This is a genomic window from Streptomyces niveiscabiei (assembly GCF_033794345.1).
Classification (GTDB): Bacteria; Actinomycetota; Actinomycetes; order Streptomycetales; family Streptomycetaceae; genus Streptomyces; species Streptomyces niveiscabiei.
In genome coordinates, this window is the sequence record NZ_JARAYJ010000020.1 from 36,342 (window position 1) to 58,714 (window position 22,373).

Below are 22,373 nucleotides of genomic sequence, written 5' to 3' on the forward strand. Positions count from 1 at the left end.
CTTCGCCGTCAGGGATCCACGCGTTGGTTGTGCGGCTCATGCGCACGCCCTAGCGTCCACATCTCCGAACTCTGTGAGGGATCCACCCTGATGCGATCGCTACTCACCAGCAAGGCTGTTCGCCGCGCGCTGCGCCCGGCGGCGGAACTCATCGACCAGCGCATCGAACGCCAGGTCCGCAAGGCCGTGAAGAGCGCCGGCCCGGCGGCGGACATCCAGCGGGAGCTGAAGCAGCTGCGCGATCGCCAGCGCCCGATGGAACTCTTCTTCGACGGCACCGGGCGCGGCGTCTCCCGGATGCCGGGCGGCGAGCACCTCGACAAGGCGATCAACGAGCTGACGGTGGTGACCGGCGACCGCGAGGGCGCCGAGCGGGCCGTCGCCCAGGCGTTCCGGCTGCTGATCGCCGTGGAGGCGCTCGGCGTCGGCCGGATCGCGGGCGGCACGATGAACATCGTCGGCAAGCTCTCCGCCGTCCCCCTCCTGGACCCGCCGAACGACGAGATCCTGGAGATCGGCACGCTGTACGGCATGTTCAGCGCGGCCCTGATCCGCATGATGGAGCGCGCGGGCCGCGACCCGAAGCTCACGATCGTCGACCCGCTGGCGGGCACGCAGCTCCAGCCGGGCACGACGATGGGCGACGACGCGACGGGCACGCCGGTGCGCGGCGCGGCCGTCCGCACCAACCTCGCGCTGGCCGGCGACGCGGGCACCTCCGCCCGCGTCCAGCAGGGCTTCTCCGAGGACCCCGAGGTCCGTGCGCTGGTCTCCGACCGGAAGTACGGCGTGGTCATCGTCGACGGCGACCACTCCGCGAACGGGGTCGCGCAGGACCTGGAGTGGGTCGAGGAGATCATCGCGCCGGGCGGGATCGTCGTCCTCGACGACTTCGGTCACCCCAAGTGGCCCGGGATCAAAGAGGCGTTCGACAAGCACATGGCCGGGGGGACCCGGCTCGAATTCCTCGGTTCCGTGGCGCACTCGGGGTACCTGCGGGCGAAGAAGTCCTAAGGCGTCCTGCGGCGGATCTTGTTGCCGAGCCACACCAGCGGGTCGTACTTGCGGTCGACGGCCCGCTCCTTCAGCGGGATCAGCGCGTTGTCGGTGATGTGGATGCCCTCGGGGCAGACCTCCGTACAGCACTTGGTGATGTTGCAGTAGCCGAGGCCGTGTTCGTCCTGGGCCGTCGTCTTGCGGTCCAGGCCGGACTCCTGGGCCGCGTCCAGCGGGTGCATGTCCAACTCGGCGACCCGCATGAGGAATCGGGGTCCCGCGAACGCCGTCTTGTTCTCCTCGTGGTCCCGGACGACATGGCACGTGTCCTGGCAGAGGAAGCACTCGATGCACTTGCGGAACTCCTGCGAGCGGTCCACGTCCTCCTGCATCATCCGGTACTCGCCGGGAGCGACCCCGGCGGGCGGCACGAACGCCGGAACCTCCCTCGCCTTCTGGTAGTTGAAGCCGACGTCCGTCACCAGATCGCGGACGACCGGGAAGGCCCGCAGCGGCGTGACCGTGATCGTCTCCGTCCGCTCGAACACCGACATGCGGGTCATGCACATCAGCCTCGGGCGGCCGTTGACCTCCGCCGAGCACGAACCGCACTTGCCCGCCTTGCAGTTCCAGCGCACCGCCAGGTCCGGTGCCTGCGTTGCCTGGAGGCGGTGGATGATGTCCAGCACGACCTCGCCCTCGTTGACCTCGACGGTGAAGTCCTCCAGGCCGCCGCCTCCGACGTCACCCCGCCACACCTTGAAGCGGGCCTCGTATCCACTCACTCGTACAGCTCCTCTTCGGCGAGGTACTTGACCAGCTCCTCCTTGTCGAAGAGGGCGAGCAGGTCGGGGCGGATGGGGGTGGTCGTCTCACGGGTCAGGGTGATCTGGTCGCGCTCGGTCAACTCGCCCTTGGGGTCGGTGAGTTGGCACAGGAGATTGACGTTGCGCCAGGACCGCTCCATCGTCGGGTGGTCCTCGCGGGTGTGGCCGCCCCGCGACTCGGTACGCTCCAGCGCCGCCCGCGCCACGCACTCGCTGACCAGCAGCATGTTGCGCAGGTCCAGGGCGAGGTGCCAGCCCGGGTTGAACTGCCGGTGCCCCTCGACCCCGGCGCGCCGGGCACGGACCCTCAACTCGGCGAGTTTCCCCAGGGCTTGTTCCATCTCGCCCTGGCGGCGGATGATCCCGACGAGGTCGTTCATGGCCTGCTGGAGTTCCTGGTGGAGGGTGTAGGGGTTCTCGGGGGTGGTGTCCGTGTCGGGGTGTTCCTCCGCCGAGAACGGCCTGAGCGCCTCCGCAGCCGCCGCGTCGATCGCCGTCTCCTCTGTCACTGGCCGCGCTTCCAGGTCGTCCACGTAGTTCGCCGCGTGCCACCCCGCCCTGCGCCCGAACACCAGCAGGTCCGACAGGGAGTTGCCGCCGAGCCGGTTCGACCCGTGCATCCCGCCGGCGACCTCCCCCGCCGCGAACAGCCCCGGCACCCCGCGAGCGGCGGCCGTGTCGGAGTCGACGGCGATGCCGCCCATCACGTAGTGACACGTCGGCCCGACCTCCATCGCCTCGGCCGTGATGTCGACGTCCGCCAGCTCCTTGAACTGGTGGTACATGGACGGCAGCCGGCGCCGGATCACCTCGGCCGGCATCCGGGTCGACACGTCCAGGAAGACCCCGCCGTGCGGGGAGCCCCGGCCCGCCTTGACCTCGGAGTTGATCGCGCGGGCGACCTCGTCGCGGGGCAACAGCTCAGGCGGGCGGCGGTTGTTGTCGGGGTCGTCGTACCAACGGTCGCCCTCCGCCTCGGACTCGGCGTACTTCTCCTTGAAGACGTCCGGGATGTAGTCGAACATGAACCGCTTGCCCTCGGAGTTGCGCAGCACCCCGCCGTCCCCGCGCACCGACTCGGTGACGAGGATGCCCTTCACGGACGGCGGCCAGACCATGCCGGTCGGATGGAACTGCACGAACTCCATGTTGAGCAGCGGCGCCCCGGCGAGCAGCGCGAGGGCGTGGCCGTCGCCGGTGTACTCCCAGGAGTTGGACGTCACCTTGAACGACTTGCCGATGCCGCCGGTCGCGATCACCACGGCCGGCGCCTCCAGCACGAGGAAGCGGCCCGTCTCACGGTCGTAGGCGAAGACCCCGGAGATCCGGCCGTCCGGGGACTTCAACAGCCGGGTGACGGTGTGTTCCTGAAAGACCTTCAGCCCCGACTCGTAGTCGCCGGTCTCCTTGTGGTCCTCCTGCTGGAGGCCGACGACCCGCTGTTGCAGCGTGCGGATCAGCTCCAGGCCGGTGCGGTCGCCGACGTGCGCGAGGCGCGGGTACTCGTGGCCGCCGAAGTTGCGCTGCGAGATCCGGCCGTCCTTCGTCCGGTCGAAGAGGGCGCCCCAGGTCTCCAGCTCCCAGACCCGGTCCGGGGCTTCGCGCGCGTGCAGCTCGGCCATCCGCCACTGGTTGAGGAACTTGCCGCCGCGCATCGTGTCGCGGAAGTGGACCTGCCAGTCGTCGCCGGAGTTGACGTTCCCCATCGCCGCCGCGATGCCGCCCTCCGCCATCACCGTATGCGCCTTGCCGAACAGCGACTTGCAGATCACGGCCGTACGGGCGCCGCGCTCGCGCGCCTCGATCGCGGCGCGCAGCCCGGCGCCGCCGGCCCCGATCACGACGACGTCCCACTCCTGGCGGTCGACCACGGACATCAGAAGGCCCCACTCACTAGAAGAATCGCGGATCGTCGAAGGCACCGGAAGCGACGAGATACACGTAGAAGTCCGCGGCGGCCACGCTGATCAACGACGCCCACGCCAGCAGCATGTGACGGTCGTTCAGTTTGCCGACGAACTGCCACGCCCTGTACCGCACCGGATGTCTGGAGAAGTGCTTGAGCTTGCCGCCGACGATGTGCCGGCAGGAGTGGCAGGAGAGCGTATAGGCCCAGATCAGGCCGATGTTGACGAGGAACACCAGCGAACCCAGGCCCATGTGGCCCCAGTTGTAGTGCTCGTCGCGGAACGCCAGGACCGTGTCGTAGGTGAGGATGCCCGCGACCACGATCGCCGCGTAGAAGAAGTACCGGTGGATGTTCTGGAGGATCAGCGGGAACCGCGTCTCGCCGGTGTACCTGGCGTGCGGCTCGGCCACCGCGCAGGCCGGGGGAGAGGCCCAGAAGCCCCGGTAGTACGCCTTGCGGTAGTAGTAGCAGGTCAGCCGGAAGCCCAGCGGGAAGATCAGGATCAGGATCGCCGGCGAGATCCCCCACCAGCCCCCGAAAATCCCGGCGTTGGGCCCCGAGCGCATCGGGTCGCAGTTCTCCGCGAGGCACGGCGAGTAGAACGGCGAGACGTACGGGGCCGCGTAGTAGTCGGCGTTCGCGAACGCCCGCCACGTCGAGTACACGACGAACGCGAGCAGCCCGGCGGCGGTGACCGCGGGCGCCAGCCACCAGCGGTCGGTGCGCAGATGGGGTGCGGAGATCGCGGCGCGGGTCGGCGCGCGGACGCCGACCCGGCGGGGATGAGGGTCCGTACCGGGTTCCGTGTCGGTTGCCAAGGATGACTCCCGTTCGGTGGTCAGGGTCGGTGGCGGTTGCCTACTCCCTCGTCGTCCGAGTCCGTCCACAGGGAGCTGTCGTACGGGGTGTCGGGGATGGGGACCAGGTCGGGGCGGCGGGCCGCGGGACCCGGGGTCGCCTCGCGCAGGAGCGCCAGGCTCTCGCGCAGATGGGTCACGTCGGAGCGGACCCGGCGCAGCTCAAGCGAGCCGGCGTCGCACTGCTTCTCCAGCCGGCCGATGGCACGCACCAGGTCGTCGAGGCAGCGCTGGACCGACGTGAGTTCGTCGTGCACGGACATGACGCGACCTCACTTCCGTGGGCGGACATGACGTTCATGCGCCTGCGAGTGTCGCGCGTCACACCACCCGGTGTGAAGCGCCGTGCACGGATTGGGTGACCGATGGGGCGCACGGGGTCGGATTTACGCCGGAGCGCAGGGCGCGCGGCGCCCGAGTGCGCCATGCCGGCCCGCTCCCGTTGCGCCGTGCGAGTGACCTTCCGCCCCGCCCCCGTCGTGTCGGGAGACCTCCCCGCGCCCCTTCCTCTTCAGTGGCGGCGTACGCCCGCCCGTACATCCGATCAAGGGTTGATCGGACTTTACGTCGATCCGCGAGCGCCCTCCCGCGGAGCCGGAGGTAACAGCGATGTCATACGACGGCGTCAGCACCCGCGCGGTCATGCGCTCGGTCGCCTTCCTCACCGCGGGTGCGCTCGCGGTCCCCCTGCTCAGCGGCTGCGCCGGCGACGACGAGGCCACCAAGCCCCTCGCCGGCCAGCAGATCGCCGCCGCCGGCCGGCCCCTCGTCGCCGACGGCGGCACCCTGCGCTGGGCCGTCGACGACGTGCCCGACACCTTCAACACCTTCCAGTCCGACGCCGACGCCACCACCACCCGCGTCGCCCAGGCCGTCCTGCCGGCCATGTACCGCCTCGACGCCAACGGCCGCCCGCAGCGCGACGCCGACTACCTGGAGTCCGCGAAGGTCGTCGAGACCGAGCCCCAGCAGGTCGTCCTGTACCGCCTCAACCAGCAGGCCGTGTGGAGCGACGGCCGCGAGATCGGCGCCGCCGACTTCGCCGCCCAGTGGCGCGCCCTCTCCGGCCGCGACAGCGCCTACTGGACCGCCCGCAACGCCGGGTACGACCGCATCGAGAAGGTCGAGCGCGGCGCCAACGACCTTGAGGTCCGCGTCACCTTCAGCCGCCCGTACGCCGACTGGCAGTCCCTGTTCTCGCCGCTGTACCCCAAGGACGTCATGGGCACGCCGGACGCCTTCAACGACTCCGCGCGCCGCAAGCTCAAGGTCACCGCGGGGCCGTTCGCGCTCACCGACGTCGACCGCAAGGCCGACGTGATCCGCCTCACCCGCAACGCCCGCTGGTGGGGGCGGCCCGCGAAGTTGTCCGAGATCCGCCTCACCGCCGTACCCCGCGCGAAGCGCTCCGCCGCCCTCGCCGCGGGCACCGTCGACCTCGCCGACATCGACCCCGCCGACGCCACCCGCATCGCCGAGGCCGCGAAGGGCACCGGCGGCCCCCTGACCGGCGCGGGCAGCGGCCGTACCGCCGCGAAGTCCCTCACGGCGGCGATGGCCCGGGCGTCGGCCGCAGCGAAGGCCGAGAGCGACGAGTACGAGGAGGAGGGCGCCGACCGCAAGGTCCGCGCCGCGAAGAAGCTGCGCAAGGCCATCGCCGCCTGGGAGAAGCAGCAGCGGACCCTCCAGGGCTACGAGGTCCGCAAGTCCCTTGAACCCGCGTACACGCAGCTCGCCATGAACGGCGAGAACGGCCCCCTCGCCGACGAACGCGTCCGGCGCGCCGTCGCCCGCGCCCTCGACCGCACCGAGCTGGCCTCCGCCGTCCTGCACCCCCTCGGCCTCCCCGCCGCCCCCGTCGGCTCCCACCTCGCCCTCTCGGGCCAGGACGCGTACGCCGACGGCAGCGGAGCGCTCGGCGGCCAGGACACCGCCGAGGCCCAGGCCCTGCTGACCGACGCCGGGTGGGTGGCCGGGGGGCCGGTGATCGAGAAGAAGCCCGGCGAGAAGGGGGCGGGACCGCAGAAGCCGGCGGACTCCGACGGCGGGGACGACGGGACGTACATCGTGGGGGAGGACGACAAGGCGCCCTCGGACGACGCGTCGGCTCGGGCCCAGGACGGCAAGCAGTACGCCGGACAAGGCGCCGCCCCCGGCGCGTACGCCCCGAAGGGCACCCCCGCCCCCGCCGGCGCCGCAGGTCCCCTCGCCAAGGACGGCAAGGCGCTCACCCTGCGCTTCGTCGTCCCGTCGGGCGCGGGCTCGGAGTCCCTGCGGGTCGTCGCCGAGCGGATCTCCCGGATGCTCACCAAGGTCGGCATCCGCACCGACATCACCAAGGTCCCGGACGAGAGCTACTTCAAGGACCACGTCGCCTCGGGCCAGTACGACCTCGCCCTCTACACCTGGCCGGCCTCCGCGTTCCCCGCGACCGACGCCCGCCCCATCTACTCCAAGCCGGTCCCGGCGGCCGACGGCTCCCTGAACGTCGAACAGAACTACACCCGCGTCGGCACCGACCAGGTCGACCAGCTCTTCGACCAGGCCATCTCCACCCTCGACACCGACGAGTCCCGCTCCCTCATCCGCAAGGCCGACTCCCGCATCTGGGCCGCCGCCGGCTCCATCCCCCTCTACCAGCGCCCCCAACTCACCGCCGCCCGCAAGGACTTGGTGAACGCGGGCGCCTTCGGCTTCCAGACCCCGGTCTTCGAGGACATGGGCTTCCTGAGGAAGGGCGCGACGATCTCGCCGTCGCCGTCGGCGGACTGACCCCGCGCACGCGAAAGGCCGGTGCCCCCGAGAAAGGGGTCACCGGCCTTTTCGCGTACGTCAGTTGTGCTTCGCGCGGCTCGCCGTACGGGCGCGGTCGCGCTGGTCCAGGACCACCTTGCGGATGCGGATCGCCTCCGGGGTCACCTCGACGCACTCGTCGTCGCGGCAGAACTCCAGGGACTGCTCGAGCGACAGCTTGCGCGGCGGGACGATCGCCTCGAAGGAGTCGGCGGAGGAGGAGCGCATGTTGGTGAGCTTCTTCTCCTTGGTGATGTTCACGTCCATGTCGTCGGAGCGGGAGTTCTCGCCGACGATCATGCCCTCGTACACCTCGGTGCCCGGGTCGGTGAACAGGACGCCGCGCTCCTGGAGGTTGGTCATCGCGAACGCGGTGACCGCGCCCGCGCGGTCGGCGACCAGCGAGCCGTTGTTACGGGTCGTCAGCGTGCCGAACCACGGCTCGTGGCCCTCGTGGATGGAGTGCGCGATGCCCGTGCCGCGCGTCCCGGTCAGGAACTCCGTACGGAAGCCGATCAGGCCGCGCGAGGGGACGACGAACTCCATGCGGACCCAGCCGGAGCCGTGGTTGGACATGTTGTCCATGCGGCCCTTGCGGACGCCCATGAGCTGCGTGACCGCGCCCATGTGCTCCTCGGGGACGTCGATCGTCATGCGCTCGACGGGCTCGTACGTCTTGCCGTCGACCTCCTTCGTGACGACCTGCGGCTTGCCGATGGTCAGCTCGAAGCCCTCGCGGCGCATCTGCTCGACCAGGATGGCGAGCGCCAGCTCACCGCGGCCCTGCACCTCCCAGGCGTCCGGGCGCTCGGTGTCGAGGACGCGCAGCGAGACGTTGCCGATGAGCTCGCGGTCGAGGCGGTCCTTGACCTGGCGGGCGGTGACCTTGCGGTCCTTGACGGCCGCCTTCGCGTCGGCGCCCTTGCCGGTGCCGCCGCGGCCGACCAGCGGCGAGGTGTTGGTGCCGATGGTCATCGAGATCGCGGGCTCGTCGACCGTGATGAGCGGCAGCGGGATCGGGTTCTCGGTGTCGGCGAGGGTCTCGCCGATCATGATGTCCGAGATACCGGCGACCGCGCAGATGTCACCCGGGCCGGCCTTCTCGGCGGGCTTGCGGGTGAGCGCCTCGGTCATCAGCAGCTCGGTGATGCGCACGTTGGTCATCGAGCCGTCGCGCTTGATCCACGTGACGGTCTGGCCCTTGCGCAGCTCGCCCTGCTCGACACGCAGCAGCGCGATACGGCCGAGGAAGTTGTCGGCGTCGAGGTTCGTGACGTGCGCCTGGAGGGGCGCCTCCTCGTCGTACTCCGGGGCCGGGACGTGCGACAGGATCGTGGAGAAGAACGGCTCCAGGTTGTCGCTGTCCTGCGGGACCGTGCCGTTCTCCGGCTTGGTCAGGGAGGCGACGCCGTCGCGCGCGCAGGCGTAGACGATCGGGAACTCGATCTGGTCCTCGTCGGCGTCGAGGTCCAGGAAGAGGTCGTACGTCTCGTTGACGACCTCGTCGATGCGGGAGTCCGGGCGGTCCGTCTTGTTGATGCACAGGATGACCGGGAGCTTGGCCTGGAGGGCCTTGCGCAGCACGAAGCGGGTCTGCGGGAGGGGGCCCTCCGAGGCGTCGACCAGCAGGACGACCGCGTCGACCATCGACAGGCCGCGCTCGACCTCGCCGCCGAAGTCGGCGTGGCCGGGGGTGTCGATGATGTTGATCGTCACGACGTCCGCCCCGTCCTTGGGGTGGTACTTCACCGCCGTGTTCTTGGCGAGGATCGTGATGCCCTTCTCACGCTCCAGGTCGTTCGAGTCCATCATGCGGTCGTCGAGCGACTCGGCGGCGTGCGCGGCGAAGGCACCGGCCTGCTTGAGCATGGCGTCGACCAGGGTCGTCTTGCCGTGGTCGACGTGGGCGACGATGGCGACATTGCGGATGTCGTGGCGCGTGGCCATAGTGGACGTACTCCCGGAGTATGAGGAAGAGGCCGACGCGTACGTCTGTGTTACGCGGACCCTGCCGGGCGGTCACATGCCACGGCCTCACCCCATGGTACGGGGCTCGGGGCGGGGGTGCCTGCGGAGGGGTGGGCGGGGGCCGGCCGCGGCTTTTCGTGATCCGCGGCCTCGCTTCCCGACTCTCAGATCTCGCTCAAGTGCCGTGACGCCTCCCAGGCCCCCTGTTAGCTTCCTCGCACGGCTCCTCACCAGGGCCGTTCGTACGAGAGATATCGGGGGACCTCTTGAAGAAGAAACTGCTGTCCGTCGCCGGCGTCACCGGGCTGGTCGCCGCCACGGTCGTGCTGGGGCCGGTCACCGCCGCGAACGCGGCTCCGCTCGTCTGCGAGCCGGGTTACAAGAGCGCCAAGTGGACCAGCGTCAGCCAGAGCTGGGTCATCACGCACGCCAAGCAGATCAGCATCGCGGCAGGGACGACCGGCACGCACTCCAAGACCGCGACGGTCCGTGCCTCCGTCTCGTCCAGCCGGGAGATCACCACCGGGGTCAGCTACTCGGCGAGCTGGGTGATCTCCAGCCTCGACGCGAACGTCTCCGGGACGTTGGCGAAGGCCGGGGAGAAGACCAAGGAGACGAGCGAGACGATCACGTTCAACTTCAACCAGCCGGGTACCTACGCGATCTTCAGCGGTGTCAAGAAGGTGTCGGGCTACTACAGCGCCAAGACCTGCAACTCCCGGGGGACGGGGTGGGGAAGCGTCGGCTACGGCAAGGCGCGCAGTTGGAGCGTCGACGCCGAGGGCGCGGTGAAGTGCACCGAGAACCCCGCGGCGGGCACGGCGAAGCGGGCCGCGAAGAACGGGTACTGCTGACGGCGCGGTAAGAAGAGAGTGATGAGGCCGGGTCCCTTTCGAGGGGCCCGGTCCTCGTGCGTACAGGGTTTTCCCTACGGCCTGGGCGGGCTTGTGCGGAGCGATCGCACCGGAGGGCGGCGCGGCGCTATCGTGGCGAGGAGGACGGGTCACCTGTCGGGGAACGTCACGTTTTGTTCCGCCCGGTGCGTCGAGGGAGTTCCTCCGCACTTGTTGGCAAATGATTTTTTTGCGTCAGCGTCCGCTATCCGGACACCTATCGTCGATAGTTGTGTAACAAGTCCGTTTCGCAGGGATCTCTCACCTAGCGCTTTGTCCGGATTTTGGAAGAAGTAGGCGGCAGGTGTGATCGAACCGAGACCTTGCGGGTGTGGTTCGGCCATCTGTGATGGCAGATAGTTAGGCGCGTAGAGCTCGGAACTACGGGTCCACGTCTTCAGGTGGCGTCGGCTCGCGAGCGCAGGGGGCACTGACTCTTACCGACATCGGTGACGGTGTGATGTCTTGTGCTCTTCTATGCGGTGAACCTAGGGACTCATGAGGAGGAACCCATGCGCGGTGCCAAGAGCGCCAAGTGGGTGGCCATAGCCACGGTGGTGGTACTCGGCGCGACGGCCTGTGGCGGGGGCGGTGACAGCAGCGGCTCGGGCAAGAACGACGGCACTGTCTCGATGCAGATCGGTGAGCCGCAGAACGGACTCGTTCCGAGCAACACCTACGAGACCGAGGGCGCCCAGGTCATCCACGCCCTCTTCACGGGTCTGACCAAGCTCGACGCGGACAACAAGGTCGTCGACGACATGGCGGCCTCGATCGAGACCAAGGACAACAAGGTCTGGACGTTCAAGCTGAAGCCGGGCTACACCTTCCACAACGGTGAGAAGGTCACGGCGCAGTCCTACGTCGACGCCTGGAACTACGGCGCCAACCAGCAGAACGCGCAGCAGACCAACGCCCTGTTCAACCACATCCAGGGCTGGACCGACCTCAACCCGGGCGAGGGCAAGAAGCCCACGACCGACAAGATGTCCGGCCTCAAGGCCATCGACGAGAACACCCTCCAGGTCACGCTGACCGGTGCGTTCTCCGCGTTCCGCGCGCAGCTGTCGTACACGGCGTTCGCCCCGCTGCCCCAGGCGTTCTTCAAGGACCCGAAGAAGTTCGGCGAGGCCCCCATCGGCAACGGGCCGTACATGATGGACGGCACGTTCAAGCACAACGAGTCGATCAAGGTCAAGAAGTACGACAAGTACCCCGACGCGGCCAAGTACACGGTCAAGGGCATCGACTTCAAGATCTACTCGAACGCCGACACCGCGTACAAGGACCTGGTCGCAGGCAACCTCGACCTCGACATCACGATCCCGAACTCGGGTCTGCCGACGTACAAGAAGGACCTCCCGAACCGCACGCTCGACGAGTCCGACTCCGGCGTCGGCTACATCGGCTTCCCGCTGAAGTACAACAAGCTCTTCCAGAACAAGGACCTCCGCAAGGCGATCTCGATGTCGATCGACCGGAAGGCGATCGCCGACAAGATCTTCCTCGGCGCGCGCATGCCCGCCGACGACTTCGTCAGCCCGATCATCGACGGCTACCGCCAGGGCGCCTGCGGCGACGCGTGCACGCTGAACCCGACGAAGGCCAAGGAGCTGTACAAGGCCAGCGGCGGCCTCCCGGGCAACACCCTGGAGATCGGCTACAACGCCGACGGCGACCACAAGGCGTGGGTCACCGCGGTCGCGAACCAGATCCAGCAGAACCTGGGCATCAAGGTCACGGCCAAGCCGTTCGAGCAGTTCCAGACCATCCTCAACGACCTGGACGCGAAGAAGTACCAGGGTGCGTTCCGCATGGGCTGGAACATGGACTACCCGGACATGGAGAACTACCTCCGTCCGATCTTCTCCACGGACGCCATCGCGAACGGCTCCAACTACGCCGGCTACTCGAACCCGGCCTTCGACAAGCTGCTCGTCGAGGGCGACCAGGCGCCGACGCCGGCCGACGCCATCAAGAAGTACCAGGCGGCGGACGACATCCTGCTCGACGAGATGCCGTACATCCCGATCTACTTCTACAAGATGAACGCCGGCTTCAGCGACAAGATCAAGTCGGTCAAGGTCGCCGGTCACAACGTCCTGTGGGACTCGGTCACGCTCAGCTAGTACGCAACTGAGCGGTTTCCGACCAACAGCGGACCAGGGTGAGCAGGGGGAGGCGGGTCCTTCCCCTGCTCACCCCGTCTGCCGTCTCCCGTCCTGACGAGCCGTGCCCCCGGCGGCGGACGGACTCAGCAACCCCCCCCTCTGGAGTACCCATGGGCCGATATGCGGCGCGACGCCTGCTACAGGCAATCCCTGTACTGATAGGCGTCACGTTCATCATCTTTTGCCTGGTCTTCGCTTTGCCCGGCGACCCGATCCAGGCCCTGGCCGGCGAGAAGCGCGCCGACCCCAACGTCGCGGCGATGCTGCGTGAGCAGTACCACCTCAACGAGCCGCTGTACCAGCAGTACTGGCACTACATCAGCGGTGTCTTCACCGGTGACCTGGGCCAGACGTACAACGGCCGCGAGATCTCGGAGATCGTCTCCGAGCGGTTCCCGGTCACGCTGGAGCTCGCCCTCACCGCGTTCGGCATCGAGGCCGTGATCGGCATCGTCGCCGGTATCTTCGCCGCGCTGAAGAAGGGCAAGTTCATCGACAACGTGGTGCTGGTCTCCACGCTGATCCTGATCTCCATCCCCGTCTTCGTCCTCGGCAGCGTGCTCCAGCTGGAGCTCGGCGTGAACCTCAAGGTCACACCGGTCGCCGGTATCGAGAAGGGCTGGCCGCAGAGTTACATCCTGCCCGCCATCGTCCTGGCCTCGACCTCCATGGCCTACATCGCCCGTCTCACCCGGACGAGCATGGGCGAGTCGGTCCGCGCCGACTACGTGCGCACCGCGGTCGCCAAGGGCCTGCCCCGTCGTCGCGTCATCGGCGTGCACGCGCTGCGCAACTCGCTGATCCCGGTCGTCACCTTCCTGGGCATGGACCTCGGCGCCCTGATGGGCGGCGCCATCATCACCGAGCGCGTCTTCAACCTGCCCGGTCTCGGCGGCCAGATCGCCCAGTCCGTGTACCTGCGCGAACGGCCCGTCGTGGTCGGTCTGGTGACCCTGCTCGTCCTGATCTACCTGGTGGCCAACCTCCTCGTAGACCTGCTGTACGCCGTGCTCGACCCGAGGATCCGCTATGAGTGAGAAGACGATAGAGAAGCCCTCTGTCCCCGACGAGGCCGCGCTGGCCAAGGAGTTGGAGGCGGAGGAGAAGGCGGCAGCCCGGCAGGCCAGTCTCCTCAAGGACGGCTGGGCGGACCTGCGCAAGCGGCCCATGTTCATCTTCACCCTGATCATCATCGCGGCCCTGCTCGCGCTGGCGATCGCACCGAGCCTGTTCACCTCCCGCTCGCCGTTGTCCGACGGCTTCTGCCAGCTGGAGAACTCGATGAACGGGCCGTCCTCCGGCCACTGGTTCGGCTATGACGTCCAGGGCTGCGACATCTACACCCGCACCGTCTGGGGTACCCGCAACTCGATCGTGGTCGGTGTCGTCACCACCCTCGCCACCACCTTGATCGGTGGCCTCCTCGGCATGCTCGCGGGTCTCATCGGCGGCTGGGTCGACTCGGTCGTCTCCCGTGTCACCGAGATCTTCGCCTCCCTGCCGCTGATCATCGGCGGTCTGCTGATCATGTCGATCTTCAACGCCGGCAACGTCTGGGGCGTCTCGTTCATCATGGCGATCCTCGGCTGGCCACAGGTCTACCGGATCATGCGCGGCGAGGTCATCGCGAACAAGTACCACGACTACGTCTCGGCGGCGCGAGCACTCGGCGCCGACTCGAAGCGGATCGCGTTCCGGCACATCCTGCCGAACACGCTGGCCCCCGTCATCGTCATCACCACGATGAACCTCGGCGTCTACATCGCCGCGGAGGCCGCCCTGTCCTACCTCGGCATCGGCATCCAGGCCCCCAACATCTCCTGGGGCCTGATGATCTCCGACGCGCAGGACCGGTTCCTCACCTCGCCGCACGCGCTGCTGTTCCCGGCCGGTTTCCTCAGCATCACCGTGCTGGCGTTCATCATGCTCGGCGACGTGGTGCGCGACGCCTTCGACCCCAAGATGCGCTAGGGAGGCGTACGTGACCACCATCGATACGACGGACGCAGTCCCGGCTCCCCGGGACGGCAAGGACAGCGACAGCCCGCTGCTCGAAGTCCGCGACCTGCACGTCGAGTTCAAGACCCGCGAGGGCGTCGTCCGCGCCGTCAACGGCGTCAACTACTCGGTGAAGTCCGGCGAGACGCTCGCCGTGCTCGGCGAGTCCGGTTCGGGCAAGTCCGTGACGGCTCAGGCGATCATGGGCATCCTCGACATGCCGCCGGCCAGCATCCCCCAGGGCGAGATCCGCTTCAAGGGCCAGGACATGCTGACCATGTCCGAGGAGGAGCGGCGCAAGCTGCGCGGTGCCCGCATCGCGATGATCTTCCAGGACGCGCTCTCCTCGCTCAACCCCGTGCTCAGCGTGGGCTTCCAGCTCGGCGAGATGTTCCGCGTCCACCAGGGGATGTCCCGCAAGGACGCCAAGGCGAAGTCGATCGAGCTGATGGACCGGGTGAAGATCCCGGCCGCCGCGGCTCGCGTCAACGACTACCCCCACCAGTTCTCGGGCGGTATGCGCCAGCGCATCATGATCGCCATGGCGCTCGCCCTCGAACCGGACCTGATCATCGCCGACGAGCCCACCACGGCCCTCGACGTGACCGTCCAGGCCCAGGTCATGGACCTGCTCGCGGAGCTCCAGCGCGAGTACCAGATGGGGCTCATCCTCATCACCCACGACCTCGGGGTCGTCGCGGACGTCGCCGACAAGATCGCCGTGATGTACGCGGGCCGGATCGTCGAGACGGCGCCGGTGCACGAGCTGTACAAGCGCCCCGCCCACCCGTACACCCGGGGTCTGCTCGACTCGATCCCGCGCCTGGACCAGAAGGGCCAGGAGCTGTACGCGATCAAGGGCCTGCCGCCCAACCTGCTCAAGGTCCCGCAGGGCTGCGCCTTCAACCCGCGCTGCGAGAAGGCGCAGGACATCTGCCGTACGGACCTGCCGCCGCTCGTCCCGGTGACCGAGCGGGACGGTACGGAACTGCCCGGCCGCGCCAGCGCGTGCCACTTCTGGAAGGAGACGATCCATGGCTGAGACGACCAAGGCCGCCGAGCCCGAGGACGTCAAGCCGGACGTCTCCGTGTCCAAGGAGGCGGCTCCGGCGGACCGGGGTGAGCCCATCCTCCAGGTGCGCAACCTCGTCAAGCACTTCCCCCTGACGCAGGGCATCGTCATCAAACGCCAGGTCGGCGCCGTCAAGGCCGTCGACGGGGTCTCCTTCGACCTCTACAAGGGCGAGACGCTCGGCATCGTGGGCGAGTCCGGCTGCGGCAAGTCGACCGTCGCCAAGCTCCTGATGAACCTGGAGCGCGCGACGTCCGGCGAGGTCTTCTACAAGGGTGAGGACATCACCCGGCTGTCCGGCAAGGCCCTCAAGGCCGTCCGCCGGAACATCCAGATGATCTTCCAGGATCCGTACACCTCGCTGAACCCGCGCATGACGGTCGGCGACATCATCGGGGAGCCGTTCGACATCCACCCCGAGGTGGCCCCCAAGGGCGACCGGCGCCAGCGGGTGAAGGAGCTGCTCGACGTCGTCGGCCTCAACCCGGAGTACATCAACCGCTACCCCCACCAGTTCTCCGGTGGCCAGCGGCAGCGCATCGGCATCGCCCGCGGACTCGCCCTCAACCCCGAGGTCATCATCTGCGACGAGCCGGTCTCCGCGCTGGACGTCTCCGTGCAGGCCCAGGTCATCAACCTGATGGAGGGGCTCCAGGACGAGTTCGACCTGTCGTACATCTTCATCGCGCACGACCTGTCGATCGTCCGGCACATCTCGGACCGCGTCGGCGTCATGTACCTCGGCAAGCTCGCCGAGATCGGCACCGACGAGCAGATCTACGAGCACCCGACGCACCCGTACACGCAGGCGCTCCTGTCGGCGGTTCCCGTCCCGGACCCCGAGGCCCGCGAGAACCGTGAGCGGATCATCCTCACCGGCGACGTCCCGTCCCCGGCCAACCCGCCCTCCGGGTGCCGCTTCCGCACCCGCTGCTGGAAGGCCCAGGACAAGTGCGCCGAGGAGATACCGCTCCTCGCGATCCCCGAGCGCTTCCGGGGCGAGGACACCCCGGCCGCGCACGACTCGGCGTGCCACTTCGCCGAGGAGAAGGACATCGTCCACGCGGCGTAGTTCTTGACCGAGGTTCCCGGCACCTGGCGGTTCAGGTGCCGGGAACCTGTGTTTCCAGGGCGTGATGGCAGGCGACTTGAGCCTCGCCCGCCCCACCCAACACCCCCGGATCCTCCGTCCGGCACCTCCCCGCCACCCCCGCCCGCTCCGCCTCCCCGCTCGCCAGCACCGGGCACCGCGCCCGGAACCGGCAGCCGCTCGGGATGCGGGACGGGTCCGGGGGTTCGCCGGTGAGGACGACGGGGGCGCCGGGGGCGTCGGGGAGGACCGACAGCAGGGCCTGGGTGTACGGGTGCCGAGGCCCCGTCAGGACCTCCTCCACCGTCCCCGTCTCCACGATCCGGCCGAGGTACATCACCGCGACCCGGTCGGCGATGTTCCAGGCGAGCCCGAGGTCGTGGGTGACGACGAGGGCCGCGAGGCCCAACTCCTCGCGCAGGCGCAGGAGAAGGGCGAGGATCTCGCCGCGTACGGAGGCGTCGAGGGAGGCGACGGGCTCGTCGGCGACGAGGAGTTGCGGCTCCAGGACCAACGCCCCGGCGATGACGACCCGTTGACGCTGGCCGCCGGACAGTTCGTGCGGGTGGCGCAGGAAGAACCGCTCGGGAGGCCGCAACCCCGCCCGCGACAAGGCCCCCGAGACGGCGGCGCGTTCGTCACCGCCGTACCCGTGGATGCGCAAGCCCTCGGCGACCGCCTCGTAGACGGTGTGCCGGGGGTTCAGCGACCCGCTCGGGTCCTGGAGCACGAGCTGCGCCTTGCGCCGGTACGCCTTCAGCGCACGGGAGTTGTACGCCAACGGCTCCCCGGCGAAGGCCACGTGCCCGGCGCTGGGCCGCACCAGCCCCAGCAGCGCCCGCGCCAGCGTCGACTTCCCGCACCCCGACTCCCCGACGAGAGCGACGACTTCACCGGCACGGACGGCCAACTCGACCCCGTCCACGGCCCGTACGGGCGGCCCACCCCGCCGCCCGGGGAAGGTGACGTGGAGGGAGTCAGCGGTCAGGAGGGCCACGGGAGGCTCCTTCGTACGGCGGTCGGCGTCGTCGTCGGCGTGCTTCCCCGCACGGCCCCCGGAAAGGCCACCGGCGTGCTTCCCCGCGTCGAGTTCCCCGCCCCCGCTCACCGGGCTTCTCCCACCCGCACACACGCGGCCACCCGCCCCGCCCCCGCCTCCCGCAGCACCTGGTCCTCCCGCGCGCAGACCTCCAGCGCCACCCCGCACCGAGGGTGGAACGCGCACCCGCCCGGCAGGTCGGAGGGGTCCGGCGGGTCGCCGGGCAACCCGCGTGGGGCGAACCGGGCCGCGGGGTCGCCGACCCGGGGGAACGCCGATGCGAGGGCGCGGGCGTAGGGGTGCCGGGCGTCGGAGAAGACCTCCCGGGCCGGGCCCTCCTCCACGACCCGGCCCGCGTACATCACGGCGAGCCGGTCGCAGGTCTCCGCGAGGACCGCCAGATCGTGACTGATCATGATGAGGCTGAGGTCCTCCTCGGCCACCAGCCCCTCGATGAGCCGCAGGATCTGGGCCTGGACCATGACGTCGAGGGCGGTGGTGGGTTCGTCGGCGACGATCAGGTCCGGCGCGCAGGCGAGCGCCATCGCGATCATCACGCGCTGGCGCTGGCCCCCGGAGAGCTCGTGGGGGTACGAGCGCCCGCGAGCCGCTGGTAGCCCGACCTGTTCCAGCAGCTCGCCCGCCTTGCGCCGCGCGGCAGTCGGCGTCACCGCACCGTGCAGGACGATCGGCTCGGCGATCTGGTCGGCCACCCGGTGGACGGGGTTGAGGGAGTGCATCGCGCCCTGGAAGACGATGGACGCCCCGGCCCAGCGGACGGCCCGCAGCCGCCCCCAGCGCATCGCGAGGACGTCCTCGCCGTCGAGCAGGATCCGCCCCTCGACCCGTGTCCCGGCGGGCAGCAGCCGCAGCAGCGCGAGGGCGAGCGTGGACTTCCCGCACCCCGACTCCCCGGCCACGCCCAGCTTCTGACCGGGCATCAGATCGAGGTCGACGCCCCGCACCGCCGCGAACCCGCCCGGGTACGTCACCCGCAGATCCCGTACTTCGAGGACGCTCAACGCCCCACCCCCAGCCGGGGGTTGAGCACCGACTCGACCGCGCGCCCGCACAGCGTGAACGCCAGCGCGACGAGGGCGATGGCGATGCCGGGCGGCACGAGGTACCACCAGTGGCCCGCGCTCACCGCGCCGGCCTCCCGGGCCTCCTGGAGAAGCCCGCCCCAGGACACGACAGCCGGGTCCCCGAGCCCCAGGAAGGCCAGCGTCGCCTCCGAGAGGATCGAGGACGACACCATGAGCGTCGTCTGCGCGAGCACCAGCGGCATGACGTTGGGCAGGACGTGCCGGGCCATGACGTGCCCGTGCCCGCCGCCGAGCGCGGTGGCGCGTTCGATGTACGGCCGTGACTCGACGGCCAGCGTCTGCGCGCGCACGAGACGGGCCGTCGTCGGCCAGGAGGTCACGCCGATCGCGAGGATCACCGTCCCGAGGGAGCGGGACAGGACGGTCGCGAGGGCGATGGCGAGGACCAGAGTCGGCATGACGAGGAACCAGTCGGTGACGCGCATCGCGACGGTCGCGTACATGCCCTTGAAGTGCCCGGCGGTCACCCCGATCAGCGTGCCGATCGCCACCGACAGGATCGCCGCGAGCAGCCCGACGAGCAGCGACACCCGCGAGCCCCAGATCACGAGCCCGAGCAGGTCGCGGCCGTAGCGGTCGGTGCCGAGCCAGAACTCGCCGCTCGGGCTCTCCAGGGGCCGCCCGGGGGCGTGGGTCACGCCGGTGACGTCCGCGCCGACGGTCAGGGGAGCGGTGAGGGCGACGAGCGCGAACGCGATCAGCGCGGCGAGCCCCGACAGGCCCGCGCGGTGCGTGCGGTAGGCGTTCCAGAAGCGTACGGCGCCGAGGCGGCGGCGCTGCCAGGCCAGGGTCGTCATCGGGCGGCCACCCTCGGGTCGAGCAGTGGATAGACGAGGTCGGCGAGGGTGTTCATGACGATCACCGCCGACGCGAAGAACAGGAACAGGCCCTGGACCAGGGGGAGATCGGGGACGCTGAGCGCCTGGTAGAAGAGCCCGCCGAGGCCCGGCCAGGAGAACACCGTCTCGACGAGGATCACTCCGGCGACGGTCCGGCCGAGGTTGACGAAGACGAGCGTCACCGTCGGCAGCAGCGCGTTCGGCACGGCGTGCCGGCGGCGCACGACCGCGTCCCGGAGTCCCTTGGCCCGCGCGGTCGTCAGGTAGTCGCTGCCCATCTCGTCGAGCAGCGCGGACCGCGTCACGAGCAGCGTCTGCCCGTACTCGACGGCGACGAGCGTGACGACGGGCAGCACCAAGTGGTGGGCCACGTCCAGGACATACGCGAACCCCTCCTCACCGCCCGTCTCCATCCCGCCCGTTGGGAACAGCCCCGGGACCGGTCCGGCCCCGACCGCGAGGACGACGATCAGCAGCAGCCCCAGCCAGAACGACGGCACCGAGTAGAGGACCAGCGCCAGACCGGTGTTGAAGCGGTCGCCGAGCCCGCCGTGCCGCCAGGCGGAGCGGGTGCCCAGCGCGATGCCGAGGACCGTGTAGAGGACGAACGCCGTGCCGGTCAGCAGCAGCGTGTTCGGCAGCGCCTCGCCGATCTTGTCGACGACCGGCGTCCGGAACTGGTATGACGTCCCGAGGTCACCGGTCAGCGCCTTGCCGCAGTAGTCCGCGAACTGCCGCCACACCGGCAGGTCGAGCCCGAACTCCCTGCGGTACTGCGCGAGTTGCTCCACCGACACCGGCCGGCCCCCGGTCATCGTCTTCACCGGGTCGCCCGGGATCAGCCGGAACAGGAAGAACCCGGTGACCAGCACGGCCAGCAGCGAGACGACCGCCCCGCCCAACTTGCCCGCGCCGTACCGGAGATAGCCGTTCGACGCCTTGGGTGTGCGCGCCTCTCCGACGACGACGGCCGCCGTGTCGCTCACTCCCGGTCCTCCGCCCCCGCGCGCCGCCGCAGCCCGAGGAAGACCCCGGCCCCGGCCAGCAGCACGGCCCCGGCGACGATCCCGGCGACCGCCCCGCCGGACAGCCCCGACGAGGAGTCCCCGGACGAGGCGGCCGGCACCGCCGACCACCAACTCCAGTACCCGTCCTGCCCGTAGATGTTCCCGGCGGCCTTCGGCATCGTCTCGATGGAGGCGATCTGGTCGGTGCGGTACGCCTCGACGGAGTTCTGGTACGCCATGACGTTCATGTACGCCAGGTCGTACAGCCGTGACTGCATCTGCTTCACCAGGCCGGCCCGCTTCGCCGGGTCGTACTCGGCCAACTGCCGTGCGTACAGGGCGTCGTACTGCTTGTCGCAGATGAAGTTGTCGGTGGCGCCGGTGTCCTTGGGGGTCGCGGGCAGGGCGTTGCAGGTGTGGATCGACAGGACGTAGTCCGGGTCCGGGTTGACGGACCAGCCGTCGAAGGCGAGGTCGTAGGTGCCGGCGAGCCAGGGGTCGGTGACGTTGTCGAGGCAGTCGAGGCGCACCCCGATGCCCAGTTCGTCCCACCACTCCTTGAGGTACTGGCCGACCGCCTTGTCGTTGGGGTCGGTCGCGTGGCACAGGACGCGGTACGTGATCGGCTTGCCGTCCTTGCCGAGGCGGCGGCCGTCCGCGTTCTTCCGGTAGCCCGCCCGGTCGAGGAGCTGGGCGGCGCGCCGCGGGTCGTACGACAGTTCCTGGTCCGCCGGCGGTTTCCAGAAGTACTCCGTGAACCGGGGCGGGATGTAGCCCTCGCCTTCCACGGCCTGGCCCTGGAAGACCTTGTCGATCAGCGTGGTGCGGTCCACGGCGCGGAACAGGGCCTGGCGGACGCGCTGGTCGAGGAGGGAGGGGTGGCCGTCGCCGAAGCGGGTGCCGTCCTTCGCGCGGGCGCCGGGGTTGACAGCGAGGGCGTAGAAGCGGCGGCCCGGGGCGTTGTTGACCTTGATGTCCGGCCTGCTCCCGAGCGCTGTCGCCTGGGCCGGGGTGAGGTTGTTGACGAAGGAGACCTCGCCCTTCTGGAGGGCCGCGACCGCCGCGTCACCGTCCTTGTAGTACTTGAGGAGGAGCTCGTCGAACTGGGGGGCGCCCCGCCAGAAGTCCTTGTTGGCCTTGAGGCGGACGTAGCTGTCGGGTTTGTAGTCCGTGATGAGGAACGGTCCGTTGCCGACGATCGGGAACGACTTGTCGTTGTTGAACTTCGAGAAGTCGCCGACCTTCTCCCACACGTGCTTGGGCACGATCGGCATGTCCAGGGCGGTCATCGTCGACTGCGGGCTCTTCAGCCTGACGACCAGCCGCGTCGGCGTCGGGGCCGTCACCTGCGCGAAGTTCGTGACGTAACTCCCGTTCGCGGTGGCCGCCCCCGGGTCCGTCATCATCTTCGTGAACGTCCACGCCGCGTCCTCGGCGGTGACCCGCTCGCCGTCCGACCACTTCGCGTCCGAGCGGATCGTGTACGTCCAGGTCAGCTTGTCGGGGGAGGAGGACCACTTGGTCGCCAGGCCCGGGATCGCGTGCGCGTCGGCGGGGTCGTAGTCCGTCAGGTACTGGTACGTGAGACGCAGGAGGCTGGTGCTCACGAGGCGGTAGGCGAGGAAGGGGCTCAGGGAGTCGACACTCTGGGCGACGGCGATGGTGAGGACTTTCGGCTCGTCCTTCGCGTACGCCTGAGGTAGGGCCGGGAGCAGGAGGGACGACGTGAGGGCGGTGGCCGTCAGGAGGCGCCCGGGTCGGTTCATCGCACATGACCTCGCTTCACACGACTCGCACAGGGACCGGTT

General features: G+C 69.3%; 18 protein-coding genes. 8 read left to right on the plus strand and 10 right to left on the minus strand.

Annotated elements, in window-relative coordinates; all coding sequences use genetic code 11:
* Positions 1 to 90 precede the first annotated feature (90 nt).
* Entirely contained in the window at positions 91 to 1,014 is a 924-nt protein-coding gene (locus tag PV682_RS25580; protein WP_319733752.1) for a class I SAM-dependent methyltransferase, read from the plus strand.
* Here the strand turns inward: PV682_RS25580 and PV682_RS25585 are convergent.
* Genes PV682_RS25585 through PV682_RS25600 form a run of 4 tightly spaced genes read right to left on the minus strand, consistent with a single transcriptional unit; the run spans position 1,011 to position 4,852 of the window.
* On the minus strand, positions 1,011 to 1,781 hold the full coding sequence (locus PV682_RS25585; protein WP_319733753.1) for a succinate dehydrogenase/fumarate reductase iron-sulfur subunit: 771 nt from the start codon (positions 1,779 to 1,781) through the stop codon (positions 1,011 to 1,013). The two genes, PV682_RS25580 and PV682_RS25585, sit on opposite strands and share 4 nt — an antisense overlap.
* On the minus strand, positions 1,778 to 3,700 hold the full coding sequence (locus PV682_RS25590) for a fumarate reductase/succinate dehydrogenase flavoprotein subunit (RefSeq protein WP_319733754.1): 1,923 nt from the start codon (positions 3,698 to 3,700) through the stop codon (positions 1,778 to 1,780). Before PV682_RS25590 ends, PV682_RS25585 begins: the two co-directional genes overlap by 4 nt.
* 16 nt (positions 3,701 to 3,716) lie before the next feature.
* Positions 3,717 to 4,550 (minus strand): hypothetical protein, encoded by an 834-nt coding sequence (locus tag PV682_RS25595; RefSeq protein ID WP_319733755.1) that lies wholly within the window; start codon positions 4,548 to 4,550, stop codon positions 3,717 to 3,719.
* Between the two features lie 20 nt (positions 4,551 to 4,570).
* Positions 4,571 to 4,852 carry a hypothetical protein gene (locus PV682_RS25600; RefSeq protein ID WP_319733756.1) on the minus strand — a complete coding sequence of 94 codons (282 nt, stop codon included), beginning with the start codon at positions 4,850 to 4,852 and terminating at the stop codon, positions 4,571 to 4,573.
* Between the two features lie 346 nt (positions 4,853 to 5,198).
* Between PV682_RS25600 and PV682_RS25605 the strand changes: the two genes are divergently transcribed.
* On the plus strand, positions 5,199 to 7,361 hold the full coding sequence (locus PV682_RS25605) for an ABC transporter family substrate-binding protein (RefSeq protein ID WP_319733759.1): 2,163 nt from the start codon (positions 5,199 to 5,201) through the stop codon (positions 7,359 to 7,361).
* 60 nt (positions 7,362 to 7,421) lie between these two features.
* Here the strand turns inward: PV682_RS25605 and typA are convergent, their stop codons facing one another.
* The gene (gene typA, locus PV682_RS25610) at positions 7,422 to 9,329 is read right to left on the minus strand and encodes a translational GTPase TypA (RefSeq protein WP_319733761.1); all 1,908 of its coding nucleotides are present in this window, start codon (positions 9,327 to 9,329) and stop codon (positions 7,422 to 7,424) included.
* 287 nt (positions 9,330 to 9,616) lie between these two features.
* Here typA and PV682_RS25615 point away from each other — a divergent pair, with 287 nt between their 5' ends.
* From PV682_RS25615 to PV682_RS25640, 6 genes are all read left to right on the plus strand, one after another.
* The gene (locus tag PV682_RS25615) at positions 9,617 to 10,204 is read left to right on the plus strand and encodes a hypothetical protein (RefSeq protein ID WP_319733763.1); all 588 of its coding nucleotides are present in this window, start codon (positions 9,617 to 9,619) and stop codon (positions 10,202 to 10,204) included.
* A 551-nt stretch (positions 10,205 to 10,755) separates the two neighbouring features.
* Positions 10,756 to 12,372 (plus strand): peptide ABC transporter substrate-binding protein, encoded by a 1,617-nt coding sequence (locus PV682_RS25620; protein WP_319733766.1) that lies wholly within the window; start codon positions 10,756 to 10,758, stop codon positions 12,370 to 12,372.
* 152 nt (positions 12,373 to 12,524) lie between these two features.
* On the plus strand, positions 12,525 to 13,451 hold the full coding sequence (locus PV682_RS25625) for an ABC transporter permease (protein WP_319733768.1): 927 nt from the start codon (positions 12,525 to 12,527) through the stop codon (positions 13,449 to 13,451).
* Positions 13,444 to 14,385, plus strand: a complete 942-nt coding sequence (locus tag PV682_RS25630; RefSeq protein ID WP_319733771.1) for an ABC transporter permease — start codon at positions 13,444 to 13,446, stop codon at positions 14,383 to 14,385. The genes PV682_RS25625 and PV682_RS25630 overlap by 8 nt, the downstream gene beginning before the upstream one ends.
* A gap of 10 nt (positions 14,386 to 14,395) precedes the next feature.
* On the plus strand, positions 14,396 to 15,454 hold the full coding sequence (locus PV682_RS25635) for an ABC transporter ATP-binding protein (protein ID WP_109361295.1): 1,059 nt from the start codon (positions 14,396 to 14,398) through the stop codon (positions 15,452 to 15,454).
* Positions 15,447 to 16,556 (plus strand): ABC transporter ATP-binding protein, encoded by a 1,110-nt coding sequence (locus tag PV682_RS25640; RefSeq protein WP_319733776.1) that lies wholly within the window; start codon positions 15,447 to 15,449, stop codon positions 16,554 to 16,556. The genes PV682_RS25635 and PV682_RS25640 overlap by 8 nt, the downstream gene beginning before the upstream one ends.
* A gap of 31 nt (positions 16,557 to 16,587) precedes the next feature.
* Here the strand turns inward: PV682_RS25640 and PV682_RS25645 are convergent, their stop codons facing one another.
* The 5 genes from PV682_RS25645 to PV682_RS25665 all read right to left on the minus strand — a co-directional run bounded on the left by PV682_RS25645 (position 16,588) and on the right by PV682_RS25665 (position 22,331).
* Positions 16,588 to 17,571 carry an ABC transporter ATP-binding protein gene (locus PV682_RS25645; RefSeq protein ID WP_319733950.1) on the minus strand — a complete coding sequence of 328 codons (984 nt, stop codon included), beginning with the start codon at positions 17,569 to 17,571 and terminating at the stop codon, positions 16,588 to 16,590.
* 107 nt (positions 17,572 to 17,678) lie between these two features.
* Complete coding sequence (locus PV682_RS25650; RefSeq protein ID WP_319733779.1) at positions 17,679 to 18,635, minus strand: ABC transporter ATP-binding protein; 957 nt, start codon at positions 18,633 to 18,635, stop codon at positions 17,679 to 17,681.
* Positions 18,632 to 19,516, minus strand: a complete 885-nt coding sequence (locus PV682_RS25655) for an ABC transporter permease (RefSeq protein ID WP_319733782.1) — start codon at positions 19,514 to 19,516, stop codon at positions 18,632 to 18,634. The genes PV682_RS25650 and PV682_RS25655 overlap by 4 nt, the downstream gene beginning before the upstream one ends.
* Positions 19,513 to 20,544 (minus strand): ABC transporter permease, encoded by a 1,032-nt coding sequence (locus tag PV682_RS25660; RefSeq protein WP_319733785.1) that lies wholly within the window; start codon positions 20,542 to 20,544, stop codon positions 19,513 to 19,515. The genes PV682_RS25655 and PV682_RS25660 overlap by 4 nt, the downstream gene beginning before the upstream one ends.
* Complete coding sequence (locus PV682_RS25665) at positions 20,541 to 22,331, minus strand: ABC transporter substrate-binding protein (RefSeq protein WP_319733788.1); 1,791 nt, start codon at positions 22,329 to 22,331, stop codon at positions 20,541 to 20,543. Before PV682_RS25665 ends, PV682_RS25660 begins: the two co-directional genes overlap by 4 nt.
* Between the last annotated feature and the right edge of the window lie 42 nt (positions 22,332 to 22,373).